This is a genomic window from Exiguobacterium sp. S3 (assembly GCF_018617295.1).
In the GTDB taxonomy this organism is placed as follows: Bacteria; Bacillota; Bacilli; order Exiguobacteriales; family Exiguobacteriaceae; genus Exiguobacterium; species Exiguobacterium profundum.
In genome coordinates this window covers 34,675-54,786 of record NZ_JACSJW010000003.1, presented here as the reverse complement: position 1 = coordinate 54,786, position 20,112 = coordinate 34,675, and the positions used below count along the sequence as shown (strand labels likewise).

The following is a 20,112-nucleotide window of genomic DNA, read 5'->3' as shown; positions in this document are numbered from 1 at the left end:
TCAATCATTTGCATGAATCACACATTGCGGAATTTTTTTCGAAACGGTATCGTTAGATGAAGAAGAGAAAGGGTGATTCTTGATGGAAACGATGAACGGGACGGCCCGCATCCGTGGTGCCTATTCGACACTGAGTAAAAAAGAACAACGCATTGCCGACTATATTTTGAAGCAACCAGAACAAATCATTCATCATACAATCAATCAGGTGGCAGATGATCTCGATGTGGCAGAATCCACTGTGTTTCGTTTTTGTCAGCGTGTCGGATTCAAAGGCTATCAGGCGCTAAAAATCGCACTCGCCTCAGATGTCGTCGCACCGCTCCAAGACATCCATGAAGATATTACCGAGACGGATACGGCGCTCGAAATCGCAGAGAAAATTTTTTCGACGAACGGAAAGACGATTGAGTCGACGCGTCAGATTTTAGAAGGGGTCTCTTTAGAGAAAGCCGTTGAGCTGTTCCTCGGGGCGCGCCGTATCGAATTTTTCGGGAGCGGCGGGTCGGCCGTCGTCGCCCTAGACGCGTATCATAAGTTTGTCAGGAGCGGGCTTCAAGTGAGCGCGATTCTCGAGTCGCATATGCAGCTGATGTCGGCCTCACAATTGACGACCGCAGACGTCGCCGTCGTCATCTCGCATTCCGGTGCCTCGAAAGAGACACTCGATATCGCCAAACTCTTAAAAGAGAAGGGTGTGCCGATGATTGCCATCACCAACTATGCGAAGTCCCCTCTCTCAAAAATCGCGGACGTGTCGCTCTATACCGTGTCTCAAGAGACGGCATTCCGTTCAGAGGCGCTCGCTTCACGCATCGCCGAACTGAGTCTGATCGATGCGTTGTTCACGGCTGTCATGATGCGTCGAGGCGAGGCGGCCCGGGTGTCGCTTCAACAGATGCGTGAGGCGATTTCGATGCGCCGAATCTGAGCGAAATAGGGTTAGTTTCTACAAAAAGGTGGAAATTATAAACCCTGAGAGCAAAGCGAGGCTTAGAGAGAGAAGGTGGACCGATGAACCATATTGATTTTTTATCTTCCGACCACTACAACGAGTTCAAACGGTTGGCACAACGGCTCACGGATCCGGGCAGTACCGGTCGAGAATATTTCGCCGCGCTGTATGTGATTGCGGGAAACACCCATGTTCGTGAACGGTTGCTTCCTTATATGGATTTAGAAGCAGGGAAGATCCGGACCTCGACCATCATCGATGACAATACGTTCGATAAACGAGAATTTGTGCTCACCAAGCTCGTCATCCATCTGTATAACTCAAAAGAATGGGTCCTTCCGACCGAGTTGATTGCCTTGCCGGAAGAAGACTATAAGTTGGCGATGCAAGCAATCACGCTATGCCGCAATGAACAATTTGACGGGGTCACGATCCCGAACGACTGATGACACCCTGTTATGTTGGAAACAGGGTGTTTTTCGTCGAGCCATAGAGGAGGGAATTCCGTGTCACTCACCACATCGATGTTAACCATTTTACTGATGCTCATGTTGCTCATCATGATCACGCCACCGCTCTTGATTTTTTATCTGTGGCGGCGTGACCGGAACCAACGCGAACACTCCGTCCTCCGGAACTTCCCGATTCTCGGAAAGTTGCGCTATATATTTGAGAAGATGGGACCCGAACTTCGGCAATACTTGTTCCTGAATGACAACGAGGCGAAGCCGTTCTCACGGAATGATTATGAGTCGGCCGTCATCGCAGGGAAGTATAAGTCGCGCATCATCGGGTTTGGGTCAGAGCGAGACTTTGAGGCAGGTGGATTTTATCTTCAGAACGCCCTCTACCCGACGAACCGGAACGAGTTACGGATTGACAATTCAACGAAAGTGTCGACATGGGTGTATGAACTCGATGAAGACAATCTGTTCACTCGAAAAGAGCATCTCGTCGAACGCGACATCTCTCCGTACTTATTAACAGAAGAAGATACCATCATCATAGGCGAACAGACGTGCCGGGAACCGTTCTACGTTCGAGGGCTTGTCGGTCAGTCGGCTATGAGTTTCGGGTCGCTCGGAGACAGGGCCATCACAGCGCTTTCGATTGGGCTCGGTCGTGCGGGTGGCACGTGGATAAATACTGGGGAGGGTGGACTATCCGACTATCATTTAAAAGGGAATGTCGACATCATCTGTCAAATCGGACCGGCGCTCTTCGGTGTCCGGGATGAAGATGGGGCGTTTTCGGTGAAAGCGTTCAAACAAAAGAGCACCCTCCCGCAAGTGAAGGCGTTCGAATTGAAGCTCGCGCAGGGAGCGAAGACACGCGGAGGTCATATCGATGGATCAAAAGTGACCGAGGAGATTGCCCGGATTCGTCACGTACGAGTCGGGGAAACGATTGACAGTCCGAACCGCTTCTCTGAATTTCACACCCATACGGAATTGCTGGCGTTTGTCGAGAGGTTACGTGAAATCGGTGGTAAGCCCGTCGGCATCAAGCTTGTGGTCGGGAAGTTGAAAGACATTGACTCGCTCGTCCGAGAGATGGCGAGGTCTCAAATTGTACCTGATTTCATCACCATCGACGGGAGTGAAGGGGGGACGGGTGCGACGTATCAAGAGCTTGCGGATACAGTCGGTTTACCGCTCAAGGCGGCGCTCCCTTACGTGCATATCCTCTTGATCGAGCATGGGTTGCGCGACCGAGTCAAACTGTTCGCCTCGGGGAAACTCATCACGGCGGATAAAGTCGCCATCGCCCTCGCGCTCGGTGCAGACCTCGTCAATATCGCCCGCGGACTCATGTTCAACGTCGGTTGCATCCAGGCGCAGGTTTGCCACACGAATCGCTGTCCGGTCGGTGTCGCAACGACCGATGCGAAACTGCAGCGTGCTCTCGTCGTCGACGAAAAGAGCTATCGGGTGACGAACTATATCATCTCGCTTCGGGAAGGACTATACAATATGGCGGCTGCGGCAGGCGTTCGCTCGCCGACGGAACTGTCACAAGAGCATGTGGTCTATCAGGAACCGGACGGCCGTGTCCGAAGCGGCTATGATTTATCTCACTAGAATGAAGGGAATCTATCAAAACATCCCACGAATCTGCCGATAAAGAAGGCAAACACGTGGGATGTTTTTTTAGCATTTTCATTGTAGAAACTACCAGATACTTGTACAATCATGTAAATGAAAGTCAGAATTTATTATAATCTAACGAAGCATTTGAGTGGAAATGGATGAACCCATTTTTTTCAGCATACGCCGCGCTCTTTGGACGTTGTTTCGAAGACACGGTCAACGCTTTGATCCCGTATCGTGTATCAAGGTCACGCAACTCTTGGATGCGGTCTTTTGACCATTGATCTTTCGCTACGGTCGTGTAGTTGAAGCTTTCCCACATCACGCCATCCACATATGGATACGTATACGTCTTCAATGTCGCAAATCCCCAGTTTTGAATGAGAGAAAGGGAAGGGTGATTGGATTTGATCGTTTTCATGAACTGACTCATCCCGTCACGTTGCGCTTTTAAAATGGTCGGTTGTTCCGAATGCTCGTTATCGATGTTGCCGACGGTATCCAAGAACGCGCCATCCAATCCTTTGGCGACGATTTGTTTCTCCACTTCACGCGTCAACAATTCATGATAGTGAGTTGACGTCATATCGACTAAATAAGAATCCCATTCCGCATAATGAACACGTTGTCCGTTGCGGTGGAAGAAGTCCGACTCGTTCATCTGACTGATGAAATCGACGTTCCAATTGTCCGCTTCCATCGTGTTGATGTAGCCGTACACTTTTGTCCCATATTTCTGTAACTCTTTGATTTGCGCTGCTGTATAATAAACAGGCTCGATGATGACAAGGTCATACTGTTGCATCTTTTTAATTTTGGTCTTTGTCGGCATGTCGTAATAAATCTTGTACGATTCGACGTTTGCGAGCGGATTGCTCGCTTTGGCGACCGCTTGTTGCGGCGTCAAAAACGCCAATCCTACGAGAAATGCACAACAGATGGTCACGATTCGTTTGGCTGAGAAAATACCCATTAAAAAACCCTCCTGATAGTTATCAGAGAGCGGCTGCGGCTATTGCAGACTGGCGATCGGTATCTAAAAAGATCGACGACCCATGTCTTTGCGCCCTTACTTTTCAGTAAGTTTGCCCGTCTCGATATGAAATTTTTGTCGACAATCCATTGAAAGTCCTACTACTAAAATACCACGTAAAGGAATGAGTGACACTATGATTTATACCCAACATCGCACATCCATCAAATGGATCGAAATGATTGTGACTATTTTACTTATCGGCATTTTGGACTATACATTTAGTCTTTCTTTGTCGGATTGGGCGATTGACCCATTAATTTTTTATATTCTCCTGTTTTCTTTACGGTATGGTTTGCTCGGTGCCTTCGTCAGCTTTGCGTTGACGAGTCTCTATCATTTTTCATTCCTTTTGATGGAAGGCTCAGACTTGCTCTTATTCCTTTACGATACGAATGAACTGGCTTGGATTTTGCTACACTTCTTCGTCGCGCTCAGTGCGGGTGTATTCAGTACGTCTTATCGGGAGCGTTATCAGTCGCTCCACATTCGTCAAGAAGAAGTGGTCGATGAGAACGAACAGTTGAAACAGACGATTCAGCAGCTCCAAGAATCACAAGGAGAGATGCGAAAACGGGTCCTTGATTCGACCTATACGCTCTCAAAGATTTATGAGATTGGACTAAAACTCGATCAAGATGCGACCGACTTGGTGCGTGACCATTTGATTGGAACGTTCACGCGTGTCTTCCGTGCTCGTCAACTCGCTTTATATCATGTGGATGCCTCACGGCGCACGCTTCGTCTCCACGTTCGTTCAGGAGAAGTGGAGCGTTTGCCGCAGACGCTCTTTATCGATTCGGAACAAGGGATTTTCGCACGGATGTTCCAATCCAAAAAACCGACGATTCGTTTGGCAGATGAGTTAGATGGACCGCTTCTCGTCGCGCCGATTTGTTATGAAGGCACGGTGAAGGAAGTCTTGGTCGTCCATGAAATCGAGATTCTACGTTTACGTAGCCATGAGATGAATATGATGAAACTCGTCTTGGATTGGACGGGAACGCGTATCGAAAAAGCGGATGCGCTTGAATGGATGCTCGTCAGCGACCAGCTCGTCGACGGGACACATATGTTCCGGATGGAAGCGTTCGAACAAAAAGTGGCCCAACAAGTGCAGCGCCATGAACAATACGGTCAACCGTACAGTACGGTCACGTTACCTATAGAGGGCGTAGACTTGTCATTGATTGAGATGGAATTGATTTTAAGACAGTCGATGCGTGAAATCGACGTCATCGGATATGACGAAGAAGACCGCATCCTTCATTTCCTTCTCCCTGGAACACCGGTCGAATCGGCCGAACGATTTAAGGAACGGATTGAACATGTCTTCTATGTGAAAGGTGGGAAACGCCTATGACCGGATGGATGATTTTACTCTTCTTCCTACTGCATGCGGCGGTCCTCTTCGTCTTGTATCGATTGATCGTACGACCGAAAGTCGATGCGACGGAAAAGGGAGTTTGGCTCTCGATTTTTCTCGTCAGTGCCGTCATCCCGATTGTCGGGGAACTGTTCGGTTTGATGGGGTATGTGATTGCCCGTCGCTTCGCTTCGTCGAAGACGCTTCTCGACTACGATGAGTACATCAACTTTGACACGGTCAACTTGGAGCGCTTGCAGCAGCAGGCGAAAGAAGATTTAGACCTCGTCCCATTGACGGAAGCCCTACAGATGGACGGGAACAAGCGGAAACAATCTATCACACAGCTCATGTCGACACCGCTCATGAATACAGAAGAGTATTTGCACCTAGGTCTTGAACATGAAGATACGGAAACGGTCCATTATGCGGCGACCGTCCGAAACACGTTGTTCGACCGATACGATTTGATGTTAAAACAGCGAATCGCACAAGTGAATCCAGAACGACCGGAGACGATTTATCCGGTAATCGAGACCGGAATCTCGTTCTTAGATAGTGGTCTCTTAGACCAGGATATGCAAATGCGTATTCAGCAACGGATTTTGTTTCACCTCGATCAACTGAGTGAGTATGACGAAACAGATGAGACATACTTACGCACGAAAGCTCGCTTGTCGTTTCGGTCGGGTGACTTGGAAACGGGAGAACGATTGGCTGAGGCGCTCACACTCTATCATCCTGAAGTACCCGATGGATATGTCATGTTGATTGAACATCATATGACGAACGGCGATTGGGCGTCCCTGCGCCCGACGCTTGACCGCCTGCATCAACATCTCGATTTGCAAGACATTCCAGAGGACTATCGCTTTGTCATTCAACAGTTAGAAGGTGCCCATATATGAATAAATCGATTACGACGTATCTCGCGTCTCTGTTCTCTTTACTCATCGCGATGATTGTCGTCGTCCAGTTTTTACGGCTTGACTACGGTCATCGACTCATCCCAAAAGAAGCGCATGAGCCGAAATCCTTTACGACACTCGCGGGTGAGGTGAGAGCGGTGGAGGGAGATCCGGTTCAAATCTACATCCATCAGAACGACGACGATTTGTCGACAGCTGTTTTGAATAACTTTAAATACGCGCTCGACTATGCCAAATTGCCTTATACCTCAATCGAGGCAGAGGCAATCGCATCGATTGAGCCTTCTCCACGACACGTTCTCGTCGTCAGCGGGGAAAATACGAAATCATGGCCGTACGAGACGATTCGGTCGTTCGTTGAAAAAGGTGGACGTCTCTATGTTGCCGGACGATTCATCGATCAAGACTGGGCGGACCTGGTCGGCGTAAGTGATTTCGGGGACTTTAAAGATGGAATCAACGGGTTGATTTTTGAACAAGAAATTTTCCCTGGGTATGTCGACTTGCCTCAAGACTCAGGGTTGTTCGTCCACAGCATCGCTGACGTCGAACTGAAAGAGGAAGCGGACGTCCTCATTTCTGCCAAAAACGAACCGATTCTATGGCAATCTCCTTATGGGAAGGGCGAAGTGATGTTTTGGAATACGACATCGTTGACGGATAAAAACTCACGCGGCTTGATGGTGCAGACGCTATCGATGCTGTTCCCGGCGTTCGTCATGCCGCAAGCCGGCATCAAGGTCGTTCACCTCGACGACTTCCCGGCACCGGTGCCGAATTATTCGAATCCGGTCATCACGAAAGAATATGATTTGTCCATCAAAGAATTCTTCTCGGAGGTTTGGTGGAAAGACATGAAGCAAATCGGTGCTGACTATGACGTCACCTATACCGGTTTCATTATCGGGAGTTATAAAGCGACGAATGAGGAAACGACGGAACAACTCATTGAAAAAATTCGAGCACCGATGCTTGAATACGGTCGCGGCTTACTTCAAACGAATGGGGAGGTCGGGCTACACGGATTCAACCACCAACCGCTCGTCATGGGAGATGAAACCATGGACCCTGAACTCGGCTATACGAGATGGAAAGACCAAGACGCCATGCGTTCGGCCATCGATCGTGTCGTCGAGGCGTTCGACTACTACTTGCCGAATGAGCGAATTCGGAGCTACGTGCCACCATCAAACATCATCGGTCAATCCGGACTCGAAGTGTTGAACGAGAAGTTTCCGAAAGGGTTGATCGTCGCAGGACTCTACAGCGGAGATGCGACGAAAGGAAGTTACATTCAAGAGTTCGGACCTGACCCGGTCTACCCGAACTTGTACGATTTCCCTCGCGTGTCGAGCGGATACAACGAGACACCGGATGACCTATTTGTCGTCATTGACGCCGTCGCCAACTTCGGGCTCGTTTCCCACTTCATTCACCCGGATGACGTGTTAGATGACTATCGCTCGAAAGGGAAAGGGTGGGAGATGATGAAAGAATCGTTTGGGGGTCTATTCCAGACACTCTACGCCAAATATCCACATCTCGAGGGCTTGAGTCAATATGATGCGTATCGGAAATACAAGTTATATCAAGATGCGCAAATCGATGTGGCTTACACGAATGATGCCATCGATATCAATGCCCAACAACTGCCTGTCCCGTCAACGTTACTCGTCCGTGTCCAACCCGGGAAACGTCTCGATACAGGGACATTTGATTTTGGTGAAGTCCAGCCGTTTGATGAGAATGGTACATTGTATCAAGTTGAATTGAGAGACACGTCCGTTCGTCTCCCGATATTGGAGGATCGTCCATGAAAATAGGAATTGTTGTCGAAGGGAGTTATCCATATGTGAGCGGCGGCGTATCGAGCTGGGTTCACATGCTGATGGAACAGATGCCGATGCATGAGTTTGAGATTATCTCGATCATGCCGAACCCGAAGTCAGAAGCCGATTACCGTTACACGTTACCGAAGAACGTCACGGGCGTCACCACGCTCGCCCTTAATCAACGGGCGACACGGAAACGTCGACCGGAAGCGTTATCGGAGTCGGAACGGGAGCGAATCAAGACGTGGATGACATTCGGTCAAGTCGATTCGTCCATCTATCCGATTCTTGAAAATCAAATTGGGACACCGGAACAGTTCTTCTCGAGTCGTCTCTTCTATCAGCTCGTCACGGAGAGCTATCAGGAAGAAGGACAAGCCGGTTCGTTCATCGATTATTTTTGGATGTGGCGCAGTATGTATGCCCCTGTCCTTGATTTGCTTCAAGCCGAATTACCTCAAGTCGACCTCGTGCACGCGGCCTCGACCGGATACGCGGGTCTGATTGCGAGTGCGATGAAAGAACGACAAAACATTCCGTTTCTTTTGACCGAACACGGCATCTATTCCCGTGAGCGAGAAGAAGAACTGTTACAGGCATCTTGGATTCCGTCTGAGTTTCGCTCCCATTGGATTCAGTTCTTCCACCACATTTCCCGGGAAGCGTACCGAAAGGCAGATGACGTCATCACACTCTTTGAACGAAACGGCGAGTTGCAACGTCAGCTCGGGGCACCTATTGAAAAATTGAGCATCATTCCGAACGGGATTGACGTGACGGGCTTATCTGCCCTCGGGCATGTGCCGGGAGCGGATAAACTACGAATCGGTGCCATCGTTCGCGTCGTTCCGATCAAGGACATTAAAACGATGATTTATGCGGCGAAACTGCTACAAGACATGCTCGTCCCGTTCGAACTGACCATTATGGGACCGCTTGATGAGGATAAGGAGTATGCGGCGGAGTGTGAAATGCTCATCCGGCAACTCGAGCTCGAACAGTCCGTCTTGATGGTCGGAAAAGTCGATATTCGACAACACCTTCCCGAATTCGATGTGTGTTTGTTGACGAGTATTTCTGAAGGACAACCCCTCGCCGTACTAGAAGGGATGGCCGCCGGCGTCCCATGGATTGTGACGGACGTTGGGGCCTGTGCGGAACTCGTGAACGGGCGACCGGATGAACCGTTCGGTCCGGCCGGATTCGTCGTCCCGCCGGTCAATCCACGCCGAATCGCAGAGCGTTGCGTCTGGTTCCATCAACATCGTGAGGATGCGCGCCGACTCGGACGAAACGGGCAACAGCGAGTCGAGACGTATTATCGCACCGACCAGTTCATCGATGCATATCTACACTTATATGAAGAGAGGAGAGCGGTATATGGCGGGCATCGGGTTTAAGTTACAACAGTTGTTTCAAGAAGACTACTTCTCCTCGCGAATCAAAGCGTACGCATTTGCCGGTCTCGTCACATCCGGACCATGGCTGATCGTCATCGTCACGATTGCCCTCATGCAGTGGCTGACGAGCTATCTGTCCATCGCCACACTCGAGGAGCGCACGACGTTCAATTTGATCGTCTCTTACAGTTTTATTTTTTCACAAGTCGTTCTCGGCGTGCAGCAACTCGTCGTCACAAGATATTTGGCGGATTGTTTTTATGAGAAACGATATGAAGACATCTTCCCGGCATTCATCGGGATGATGAAGACGACGGTCGCCATCGCGTCGTTGTTGTTCGCCATCTTCCTTACGTTCTCTGAACTTCCTGCTTTATTGAACGCATTGGCATTCGTCCTATTCATGACGGTCAACCTCATTTGGGTACACTTCTTGTTCCTCAGTGCGGCCAAGTTTTATCAGGCGGTCGCTTATAGTTTCGTGGCCGGTGGCATCGTCTCGGTCGCCGCGGTCATCATCACGGATCAATTCTTGATGCAATATTTGACGGAGTCTTACATGAAGAGTTTCGCGTTGACGGCGAGTATGACACTCGGTCTCGTCGTGACGTTGTTCGGCTTGTTCACATCGATGCTCCTTACGTTCCCGAACCGGAGTACGGTCGGTCAATTCTCGTTCTACCGTTATTTTGACCGCTATCCGGCACTCTTTTGGACCAGTTTCCTCTATAACATCGGCATCTGGGTCGGCACATGGATCATCTGGTTTGCAGAAGGAGGAAGTGTCCATCTCGACACGTTCCGCTATCATCCGATCTATGACACAGCCATCTTCCTCTCTTATTTGACGATCATTCCGACGATGACGATTTTCGTCGTGTCCGTCGAGACGCGTTTTTATGAGCGGTATCGTGTGTTTTATGGATACGTGAACGAGGGTGGGACGTATCAACAGATTCAACGGTCGAAGGCAGCGATGCTCCTCGTCTTGCGACAAGAGCTGCAACGACTGTTCCGAAATCAGGGGCTCGTGTCACTCCTCTTTATCCTGTTCGCGGCCGTCTTGTTCCCGCTCCTCGGTCTGTCGCCTGAGATTCGGGACGTCTTTCAGATGACGACGATTGGCGCCTTCTCAAACGCCATGGTGCTCGTTCTCACGCTCGTGTTGCTTTACTTCGAGGATCATCGGGGCGCGGCGTATACATCGGCCCTCTTCATCACAATGAATGCCGGGTTGACGTTCTTCTTGTTACCGCTCGGTCCTGACAGTTACGGTCTTAGTTTTGCGATTGGCTGCACCATTGCGTTCGCCTTCTCGCTCATTCGCTTGATTCGATACGTGTCTGAAATTGATTATCATACGTTTAGCCGAAACGAAACACCTCCACGGACGGATACGTTCCGTCGTGTCGGAGACTGGCTCAATGACCGCTCGGCTTAACAATCGCTGCAGATGGACTTTTAGAAAATGGGGTGAAGCACATGAAAACAATTTTTGTGACAGGTGGCGCGGGGTATATCGGGACACACACGACCGTTCAATTACTTGAGGCAGGATACGAGGTCATTATTTTGGATAACCTGTCCAACAGCCGACAAGAGGCGATTCAGCGAATCGAGATCCTGACGGGGAAGACGGTCACCTTATACGTAGGCGATATTCGAGATCAGGAATTGCTCGATGAAATCTTCTCGACGCACTCGATTCATGCGGTCGTTCACTTTGCCGGTCTAAAGGCAGTCGGCGAATCCGTCAGTCAACCACTTCACTACTATGACAACAACGTGGCCGGGACGCTCGTCTTATTGCGGATGATGGACCAATATGGGATCAAACGCATCGTCTTCAGTTCATCGGCGACCGTTTACGGAATCCCGACCACATCACCGGTCGATGAATCGTTCCCACTCAGTGCGACCAATCCGTATGGACGAACGAAGCTGATGATTGAAGAGATGTTGCGCGACCTCTATACGGCCGATCCATCGTGGTCGATTGCGATTCTTCGCTATTTCAATCCGATTGGTGCTCACGACTCCGGGACAATCGGAGAAGATCCGTTCGATGTCCCGAACAACTTGATGCCATACATCACACAAGTCGCAGCCGGGCGTCTGAAAGAACTTCAAGTGTTCGGAGATGACTATCCGACGCATGACGGGACAGGCGTACGCGACTATATCCATGTCGTGGATTTGGCGCTTGGTCATTTAAAGGCGTTGGAGTATGTAGGGAATCACGTGGGAGTGGAGGCGTTCAATCTCGGGACCGGGAAAGGATACAGCGTCCTCGATTTGCTTCAAACGTTCCAACAGGAGAGCGGACAGACGATTCCTTATCAAATCACGGGTAAGCGAGACGGAGATGTCGCGGCGATTTTTGCCGACCCGCAAAAGTCGAAGGCCATTCTCGGCTGGGAGGTACGACATGACATCGAAGCGATGTGTCGGGACGCCTGGCGTTGGCAATCGAATAATCCTAAAGGATACAGTGAATAAGCTTTATAAGTAGGCGGTCATCACACGATGGCCGTCTCTTTTTGTATTAGAAAGAGTGGTGAACGGGAACACCTAATGGAACATCATTTTACTTAGGAGGGATCGAATGAAAGCCTTGTTTTTGAACTGTACGTTAAAAGGTGGCGACACGACGTCGCATACGGAAGGATTGATTCGTGACATCATCCCGCACTTCGATGCGCTCGATGTTGAATCTGAGATCGTTCGGATCGTGGATTACAACGTCGCGTTCGGTGTGACGGAAGATGAAGGGGATGGGGACGAGTGGCCACAGATTTTTGAGAAAGTGAAGGCCGCGAACATTGTCGTGATCGGGACACCACTCTGGCTCGGGGAGAAGAGTAGCGTCGCCACCCAAGTGATTGAACGTCTATACGGCGGTAGCGGACTGACGAATAAATCGGGACAGGCGATTTACTACAACAAGGTCGGTGGAGTCGTCGTCACGGGGAATGAAGACGGGGCTAAACACGCCTGTGCTTCGATTCTATATGGATTGTCCCACATCGGTTTCACCGTGCCACCGAACGTCGACACATATTGGGTCGGAGAAGCGGGACCGGGTGACTCGTACCTCGATGCTGGACGAGAAAATGAATTCACGAAGTCTCACGGCAAGACGATGGCATATAACCTCGTCCATTTTGCGAGAATGCTTAAAAACCATCCCATTCCGGCAGAAGGGAATACGATGGAATGAATCAAGGTCTCGACCGATGTTGGTCGAGACCTTGGTGATTTACTCTTTCTTCTCCACCGCATGCCCACCGAACTCGTTCCGTAAGGCCGCGACGACCTTGCCCGAGAACGTATCGTCTTGAAGCGAGCGTTGACGCATCATGAGGGAGAGCGCGATGACAGGCGTCGGGACGTCGTACTCGAGTGCCGTCTCGACCGTCCACTTGCCTTCACCGGACGCATACATGACCCCACGGATGTCATCGAGTTTCGCGTCTTTCGAGAAGGCGCTCTCCGTCAGTTCCATGAGCCAAGAGCGAATGACCGAGCCGTGGTTCCATACGCGCGCGACATCTTCATAGTCATAGTCGAACGGACTCTTCTCGAGCACTTCGAACCCTTCGGCAATCGCCTGCATCATCCCATACTCAATCCCATTATGCACCATCTTCAAAAAGTGACCACTCCCACTTGGTCCCGCATACAGATAACCGTGGTCGGTCGAGACGTCTCGGAAGAGCTGTTCGATTTTCCCGAACGCCTCCAAGTCGCCTCCGATCATCGTACACGCTCCGTGACGGGCTCCTTCCATCCCACCACTCGTCCCGACATCGAAGAAATAGATTAGTTTTTCTTTAAAGTGCTCGGAACGTCGCATTGACTCCTTGTAGTTCGAGTTTCCTCCATCGATGACGATGTCACCTGGGGAGAGAAGATTATGCAAGTCGTTCAAGACGTGCTCGGTCACGTCACCCGCCGGCACCATCACCCAGACGACGCGAGGGGCCTGAAGTGTGGAAACGACCTCCTGCAAAGAGGCTTTCGTCTCAAATTGACTCGTCGATACGTTTCCCGGGTCATACCCGACGACACGATGCCTATTGTCTGTCAAATTCAGAGCCAAATTGAGGCCCATTTTACCAAGTCCGATCATACCGATTTCCATTCGTTCCACCCCATTTGTAAGATTTGGTCCTCTATAGGGCATACCCGAAATAACGATTGCTCAAAAGGACAGGTTGCCCGAGATGTAGAATGATATAAGTGCAGAAGTGATGAGAGGAGGGTGGCGATGTTTGAAAGTATGTTTCGACTGGCCGTGGACGTCAGGCATCGATTCAAAGACCATCACATTAACGATTATAGTGCCACACTGGCGTTTTTTTGGTTTTTAGCCATCTTTCCGACATTTTTTGTCCTCTTTGCCGTGATGGCATGGTTTCAAATCGATGATGCGCTTCTCATCGAACAGATTGAGACACTCATTCCCGGTTCAAGTGTCCGTGAGCTGTTATCCATCGTCTATGATGTGAGTGGAAACTTGAACGGCGGACTGTTATCGGTCAGTGCCATCATCGCGTTTTGGTCGGCCTCGAACGGGACGGCACGACTCGTCAAGCTGACGGTGTTCGCATATGGGGAGACGGAAGCGCGTGGCTATATCTTCCGACGGTTGATCGGGTTGCTCGTGATTTTAGCAGGGAGTATCGGGGCGGTCATCTTGATCGTGTTTCATCTATTCGGTCAAGAGTTTGTCGAACTGATTTATGCCCTCTATCCAAAAGTTGAAGAATTCGACCGCTTGTCGACGGTGACGCGTTATACGGTCTCGACCATCATTTTGATTATCGCGTTCTCGCTCTTTTATAAAATCGCGCCACAACAGCGAGTGCGCTTCATCGAAACACTTCCCGGAGCCGTGTTTGCGGTCATCTCGTGGCAATTGCTGTCGACCGGATACAGCGTCTATGTCGAACGTTTCTCGATTCTCGGGGATACGTATGGCACGATCGGTGCGGTCATCCTGCTACAAATTTGGCTCTATCTGACGGCGGCGACGATGCTGATTGGGGCAGAAATCAATGCAGCCTGGCCCTACCATATGACCCGTCAACCGATCCGGACCCATTTCCCGTAACAAAAAAAGGGATATCGTGATTATTCTTTGTGAACATGCTTTAAAACAACCCGTGGCATGGGAATAAACTAGTACTATTTCACGGAAGAAGGTGTGGCCACATGGCGAAACATCGTAAACCATCAAAGTGGAAAATCGTACTAGGGATTGTAGCAGGCGTCATGGCCTTGGTGCTCATCACGGGTGGCGCGTTCGTCTGGTCAATGGTAAAAGAAGTCGATGACACCGTCGCACAAGTGAATGACAACTTGAACATCAGCAAAGAGCGTAAACAGGTCGAGACCATTGAACGCAAAGAGTCGGTTTCCATTCTCTTACTTGGAATCGACCGACGTGGGACCGAACAGGGACGAAGTGACTCGATCATCGTGCTGACACTCAATCCGGAACTTGATGAAGGCGCGATGTTCTCGATTCCGCGTGACACGAAAACCGAAATCATCGGGAAAGGGACGCGCGATAAGATCAATCATGCCTATGCGTTCGGAGGGGCCGAAATGGCCATGAATACGGTCGAGAATTTCCTCGACATCCCAATCGATTATGTCATCGAGACGGATATGGAAGCGTTCAGCGACGTCGTGAATGCACTTGGAGGCATCACGGTCATGAATAAATTCGCGTTCTCGACAGAAGATTACACGTTCCCCGTCGGTGAAGTGACGTTAGACGGAGAAGCGGCACTCGATTATACGCGGATGCGCTATAACGATCCAAACGGTGACTTCGGCCGTCAAGAGCGTCAGCGGGATGTCGTCGCCGCCATCATCGAAAAAGGACGGACGGACTTCTCGCTCGACAAGGTCACCGCCTTACTGGATGTCGTCGGTGATCAGGCGAAGACGAATATCGAACTCAATGAATTCGTCTCCTTGTCGACAGACTATATGAACGCGTTCCGCAATGCGAGTGTATTACGGCTCGAGGGTGCGGGCGGATTAGAGGGGGACGGCATCTACTATTGGAATCCGGAATCATCTTCCTTGAATAGCGTTCGGGAAGAGTTGCAACGATTGATGGAGTAAGCTGTCTGACTCGAGTCGGACAGTTTTTTTGTGTTTCAAAGGGGACGGAAAGTGGGAGAAATAAAGAGATGCCAAGGAGGGATGAGTCATGAAATGGGAAGCGATTGAAGAGGTGCTCCACGAACTCGGGGAGACCTCACAAGAAAAGTGGGAGCAGTTATTTGAAAAGTGGTCAGATCATCGTTGGCACGACCATGAACGCCCTTCTGAAAAAACAAACGTCTTGTTGGTGGATGCTGGTTTTATCCTGACTGACGGACGAGCGAATCTCGAGGCTCTCCATCAATGGTTAGCCGATCATGTCCAAACGACGGTGAGTGATCTCTATCTCGTCTCCCTGTTTCCGTATCAAACGAAACAACAAGACACGGCGATCGACTCGCGAGTGCAACTATTTGAAGACTTAGGACGTTTCACCGATGCGTTCGATTTGATTTACGAGATGACGCCTGAAGTATGGAATGAGGCGCAATTCGACCTTGTCACCGTAACGGATGAACTGATCGAACGTCTAGCGTACGGAGCGACGAAAATCCGCGTCCATGTCGAGTCGTTTCGTGGAATGGAGCCGGAACGAGTCAAACACATCCTCAAGCTGTGGCGGACGGTCATGCATACGTATAAGCCGAATGCGCAGCTGATTATCGCCAATGAGCGTGTGGATTCTACCCTCATCTATGAAGAGGAGGCGGACGTCGTCTGCCATTTCGACTTATCCAGCCATGTGATTTTAGCGTTTGCGCAGGCGGATGTGACACGCTTGAGCGATTGGGCGAGTCAGGTGCATCCGTTGAGAGCCGATCAAACCTATTTCAACTTCCTCTCTTCAGCGGAACGTGATCCGTTTGAGAAGAATTTGATGGATGCGGATCCGTTGGCGATTCTAGCCGCTCATAGTGTGCTGTTGTCGCTACAGGGAATCCCCTTGATTGATTACCGAACCTTGTTCGGGGTGACGCAACCGATTGAACAAGAAGACCTCGTTCGAGCGTTGAAGCGTGATCCAGATCGACTTCGTGTCTATGAAGGGATATTGAGTCAATTGAATGTGAAACGACTCCAACCTGCCTTGTCACCGTATACCGACCAAGAGATCGTACGTCTCGACCGCCGCGTATTCGCCGTCAAACGGAAGCACCAAGAAGAGTCTCTCCTATTATTGACGAACATGAGTGAAGAGACGGTGCAGACGGATTGCGAAGGAACGAGTCTCTTTACAGAAGAATGGATGAGCCATGTGACGCTTCGCCCATATGAATACGTTTGGCTAAAACAAACACACACTGGAGAGTGAATCCTCATGATTGACGTACATTGTCATTTGTTGCCTGAGGTAGACGACGGACCACGCACGATGGAAGCGTCCTTGCAACTCGCAAGGCTTGCAGTGGAAGAAGGGGTGACGTCGATTGTCGTGACACCACACGCGTATCATCCGTACTTCGAGACGGAGCATCATGACATCACGAAAGAAGTCGCGCATCTACAACAACGACTCGATGAGGAACAGATTCCCTTGACCTTGTATGTCGGGCAAGAGATTCGAATCTTTGGGGAGTTGATTGATGCGCTCGAGTCTAGGGAGGCACACTCGCTCGCCGGGTCCCGCTATGTCCTGGTGGAACTACCGAGTCAAAGCCTGCCTGCTTATACGGAATCCTTATTCTTTCAACTGCAGGCGGCTGGATACGTTCCAGTCATCGCGCATCCAGAGCGGAATCGAGAGTTTGCACTTCATCCCGAAAAATTGCACCATCTCGTATCAGCGGGTGCGCTGTCGCAAGTGACGACAAGCAGTTTGACAGGGAAGTTCGGAAGACAGGTACGGGAGCTCGCGCTCACGTTCATCAGTAACGGGCTGAGTCACATTGTCGCCTCTGATGCCCATAACGTGGAACATCGTGATTTCAATTGGTTAGCGGCAAGACAGGAAGTCATCAATGAACTTGGAGAAGAGATGTGGCAACAGCAGCTCCGCTTTGCGGAGGCGATGTTAGCCGATGAACCGATTGCGGTGAATCCGCCTCAGTTGCCAGAAAAAAACTGGCGAGGACGCTGGAAGTGGTAAATCAATTGCCCGATGATGGGGTAGAAAGGTGATGGCATGAAACAAGCGACGATTCAAAACGCCGACGGCATGATACTATCCGCCATTGACCATGGCTGTGCGATGACGGAACTGACGGCCCCGGACCGGGAAGGGAACTTTGACTCGGTCATCTTGAAGTACGGGGACGTCTCTCAATACTTAGATAATCCCGTCTATCTCGGGTCGGTCGTCGGGCGGATTGCCGGACGGATTCGTGACGCAGAGATCGAGGGTGTCGCCTTGACCCCAAGCGAGGCGCCCCATCATATCCACGGAGGCGACAAAGGCATCACGGCCCGTCACTGGGAGATGGACGCCGACGAACAATGCATTCAGTTCACATATCTCAGTCCGGACGGGGAAGAAGGATACCCGGGGAACGTCTTCTTTAAAGTGTTATATGAACTGACGGATGACAATGAACTGATTGTCACGATGACAGCGGAAACGGACCAACGGACGTGGGTCAACTTGAACCATCACAACTACTTCAATCTCGGGGGACGCCCGACCATCCACGATCATGAGCTGACGCTACCAGCCGATTCGGTCGGGGTGCTCGATGCGGAGTCACTACCGACAGGGGCGTTGCGGGATGTGAGCGAGACACCGTTCGACTTCCGAAACGGGAAAGCGGTCCGGGAAGCGCTCGAATCGGGAGACGAGGCGATTGAACGGGCGAGCGGTCTCGATCATCCGTTTATCTTGAAGGATGAACCGATTCGATTGCATGACCCGGTGAGCGGACGGACGATGACGGTCGAGACGAATCAACCGGTCATGGTCGTTTATACGGGCAACTTCCTCAGTGAAGAGACACCGGTGACGCTCAATGGTCGACAGAAACATAGCGCGATTTGTCTCGAGGCACAGGCGTTCCCGGACGCCCCGAACCATCCGGACATCGCGACCTCGATTGAACTGAAGCCGGGTGAGCTCTATCACTCACGCACGGTGTATCGATTTGGGGTGGAGTGAAAAGTGAAACTCATCATGCGATGGCGTGATAATTCCGAAAGATTGATTCGCTCTCAGTGAATCAATCTTTTTTTAATTGAAGTAGAGTAGAAGGGGTGTGTATTTCATAATATTTCTTATTTTGTAAAAATGAAAAGAAGACGAAATGTAAATTAAGTATTGGATATAATATCCAGTTGCGATTTAGGTGTGTTATATTTTTTAGCAAGGAGGGGGAAATATGAAGACTACATTGATTCGACAATCTGTATTTTCGTTAGTTTGTGTTTGGATTTTAGGGATAATGTTTACTACCTCTGTGAGAGCGGAAGATGGTAACGTAAACGTTCTAAAACCAGATGACTATATTCAAGAGCTTGAACCGTATGTGGAGATTCAAGCTGATGGCACACTACGGTTAAACGAGAACTATCAGTCACTTGATTTACCAAATGAATTCATTCAAAGAGTTGAAACAAGCTTTTCGCACATGAATGAACTGATCAAAAAAGGTGATATGAAAGTCAATCAAGATTTGAGTATTTCTCCAAGATATCCAACCACAACACTCCAAGCAACGGCTATGGCGTCTTCCAATAAAGGGTGCGGTCAATCAGGTCATAAAGTTTATTGGTGGGGCTACAATATTTACCTAGACTGTAACGAAACAAGAACGACGTATCAGTCATTTAAGGCAGGAGGCGGGGCATCGGTTGGATTAGCGACACTTTCGCGCTATATTCCAACACCACCTACGCAACTAGCAAGCGCGATTGCAGGAACGATTGGCGGAGGATTTATTGGATTCGGTCAAATGATTAAAGATGAACACAAAGGAAATGGTGTGCGAATTCGCTTCACTGGTTTAGGATATGCAGCAATTCCATCCGGTATATTTCCACAATGATCGTCTGAGTAGGAGGTCAACATGAATTTCATTATTCTTATGGCAGGCATGTATGGCATCATCGCATTGCGATCGCCACTCTTTGCATCGCATCGACAATTGAAGTGGTTGTATGTCATTGGTTTTTTAGGATTGTGGACACTTTATCTGATCAACTCAACGTTTACGCCGCTTTTGTCAGATACAATGTTGCTCGGTCTTTCTATCATCTACTTGATGCCGCTTTTGTTGGCGTTTCTTCGGCAATCCAAACAAGACGCATGAACCGATATCGAACAATGAATGGTACCATCTCCATACGACGTGGAACGGACGGGACGACTATTTTCTCGTTTCTGATGCGACGCTCCGAGCGGACCACAAGTGGGAATTCGGTCATTGTCCGGTGACGTCAGTTCATGATGATCAGCGAT

Annotated in this window: 19 protein-coding genes and 1 riboswitch; of the genes, 17 read left to right on the top strand and 2 right to left on the bottom strand. The window is 49.9% G+C overall.

All coding sequences use genetic code 11. The features are described from left to right. The first annotated feature begins 82 nt into the window (after window positions 1–82). The 3 genes from KNO65_RS08995 to KNO65_RS08985 all read left to right on the top strand — a co-directional run bounded on the left by KNO65_RS08995 (window position 83) and on the right by KNO65_RS08985 (window position 3,036). Window positions 83–931: a MurR/RpiR family transcriptional regulator gene (locus KNO65_RS08995; protein ID WP_214783483.1), complete on the top strand. Its 849-nt coding sequence runs from the start codon at window positions 83–85 to the stop codon at window positions 929–931. An 83-nt stretch (window positions 932–1,014) separates the two neighbouring features. Beyond that, window positions 1,015–1,401, top strand: a complete 387-nt coding sequence (locus KNO65_RS08990) for a hypothetical protein (protein ID WP_012727263.1) — start codon at window positions 1,015–1,017, stop codon at window positions 1,399–1,401. Between the two features lie 78 nt (window positions 1,402–1,479). Beyond that, window positions 1,480–3,036 (top strand): FMN-binding glutamate synthase family protein, encoded by a 1,557-nt coding sequence (locus KNO65_RS08985; RefSeq protein WP_214784141.1) that lies wholly within the window; start codon window positions 1,480–1,482, stop codon window positions 3,034–3,036. Window positions 3,037–3,160: 124 nt separating this feature from the next. Here the strand turns inward: KNO65_RS08985 and KNO65_RS08980 are convergent, their stop codons facing one another. Further along, on the bottom strand, window positions 3,161–4,018 hold the full coding sequence (locus tag KNO65_RS08980) for a glycoside hydrolase family 191 protein (RefSeq protein WP_214783480.1): 858 nt from the start codon (window positions 4,016–4,018) through the stop codon (window positions 3,161–3,163). A gap of 40 nt (window positions 4,019–4,058) precedes the next feature. Beyond that, window positions 4,059–4,145: riboswitch (cyclic di-GMP riboswitch) on the bottom strand. 69 nt (window positions 4,146–4,214) lie between these two features. Between KNO65_RS08980 and KNO65_RS08975 the strand changes: the two genes are divergently transcribed. From KNO65_RS08975 to KNO65_RS08945, 7 genes are all read left to right on the top strand, one after another. Beyond that, the gene (locus KNO65_RS08975) at window positions 4,215–5,441 is read left to right on the top strand and encodes a nucleotidyl cyclase domain-containing protein (RefSeq protein WP_214783477.1); all 1,227 of its coding nucleotides are present in this window, start codon (window positions 4,215–4,217) and stop codon (window positions 5,439–5,441) included. Further along, complete coding sequence (locus KNO65_RS08970) at window positions 5,438–6,352, top strand: hypothetical protein (protein WP_214783475.1); 915 nt, start codon at window positions 5,438–5,440, stop codon at window positions 6,350–6,352. Before KNO65_RS08975 ends, KNO65_RS08970 begins: the two co-directional genes overlap by 4 nt. After that, window positions 6,349–8,190: a DUF2194 domain-containing protein gene (locus tag KNO65_RS08965; protein WP_214783472.1), complete on the top strand. Its 1,842-nt coding sequence runs from the start codon at window positions 6,349–6,351 to the stop codon at window positions 8,188–8,190. Before KNO65_RS08970 ends, KNO65_RS08965 begins: the two co-directional genes overlap by 4 nt. Next, a complete protein-coding gene (pelF, locus tag KNO65_RS08960) occupies window positions 8,187–9,605 on the top strand; it encodes a GT4 family glycosyltransferase PelF (RefSeq protein WP_214783470.1) in 1,419 nt (472 codons plus the stop codon). The genes KNO65_RS08965 and pelF overlap by 4 nt, the downstream gene beginning before the upstream one ends. Then, window positions 9,586–11,046: an exopolysaccharide Pel transporter PelG gene (pelG, locus tag KNO65_RS08955; protein ID WP_214783467.1), complete on the top strand. Its 1,461-nt coding sequence runs from the start codon at window positions 9,586–9,588 to the stop codon at window positions 11,044–11,046. Before pelF ends, pelG begins: the two co-directional genes overlap by 20 nt. Before the next feature lie 41 nt (window positions 11,047–11,087). Continuing rightward, on the top strand, window positions 11,088–12,104 hold the full coding sequence (gene galE / locus KNO65_RS08950; RefSeq protein ID WP_012727255.1) for a UDP-glucose 4-epimerase GalE: 1,017 nt from the start codon (window positions 11,088–11,090) through the stop codon (window positions 12,102–12,104). Window positions 12,105–12,210: 106 nt separating this feature from the next. After that, window positions 12,211–12,825, top strand: coding sequence for a flavodoxin family protein (locus KNO65_RS08945; RefSeq protein WP_047794878.1), 615 nt, complete (start codon window positions 12,211–12,213; stop codon window positions 12,823–12,825). 39 nt (window positions 12,826–12,864) lie between these two features. On the opposite strand, the gene gnd is transcribed toward KNO65_RS08945, so the two are convergent. Next, window positions 12,865–13,749 (bottom strand): phosphogluconate dehydrogenase (NAD(+)-dependent, decarboxylating), encoded by an 885-nt coding sequence (gnd, locus tag KNO65_RS08940; protein WP_214783464.1) that lies wholly within the window; start codon window positions 13,747–13,749, stop codon window positions 12,865–12,867. 126 nt (window positions 13,750–13,875) lie between these two features. Between gnd and KNO65_RS08935 the strand changes: the two genes are divergently transcribed. The 7 genes from KNO65_RS08935 (at window position 13,876) to KNO65_RS08905 (ending at window position 19,963) form a co-directional block, all read left to right on the top strand. Then, entirely contained in the window at window positions 13,876–14,721 is an 846-nt protein-coding gene (locus tag KNO65_RS08935) for a YihY/virulence factor BrkB family protein (protein WP_214783461.1), read from the top strand. Between the two features lie 101 nt (window positions 14,722–14,822). Then, window positions 14,823–15,746 carry an LCP family glycopolymer transferase gene (locus KNO65_RS08930; protein ID WP_214783458.1) on the top strand — a complete coding sequence of 308 codons (924 nt, stop codon included), beginning with the start codon at window positions 14,823–14,825 and terminating at the stop codon, window positions 15,744–15,746. An 88-nt stretch (window positions 15,747–15,834) separates the two neighbouring features. Then, on the top strand, window positions 15,835–17,040 hold the full coding sequence (locus KNO65_RS08925) for an alpha-amylase family glycosyl hydrolase (RefSeq protein WP_214783455.1): 1,206 nt from the start codon (window positions 15,835–15,837) through the stop codon (window positions 17,038–17,040). Between the two features lie 6 nt (window positions 17,041–17,046). Beyond that, a complete protein-coding gene (locus tag KNO65_RS08920) occupies window positions 17,047–17,814 on the top strand; it encodes a tyrosine-protein phosphatase (RefSeq protein ID WP_214783452.1) in 768 nt (255 codons plus the stop codon). A 36-nt stretch (window positions 17,815–17,850) separates the two neighbouring features. After that, entirely contained in the window at window positions 17,851–18,813 is a 963-nt protein-coding gene (locus KNO65_RS08915) for an aldose epimerase family protein (RefSeq protein ID WP_214783449.1), read from the top strand. A gap of 220 nt (window positions 18,814–19,033) precedes the next feature. After that, window positions 19,034–19,699, top strand: a complete 666-nt coding sequence (locus tag KNO65_RS08910) for a hypothetical protein (RefSeq protein ID WP_251131700.1) — start codon at window positions 19,034–19,036, stop codon at window positions 19,697–19,699. A gap of 21 nt (window positions 19,700–19,720) precedes the next feature. Next, window positions 19,721–19,963: a hypothetical protein gene (locus KNO65_RS08905; protein ID WP_211782310.1), complete on the top strand. Its 243-nt coding sequence runs from the start codon at window positions 19,721–19,723 to the stop codon at window positions 19,961–19,963. The last annotated feature ends 149 nt before the right edge of the window (window positions 19,964–20,112 follow it).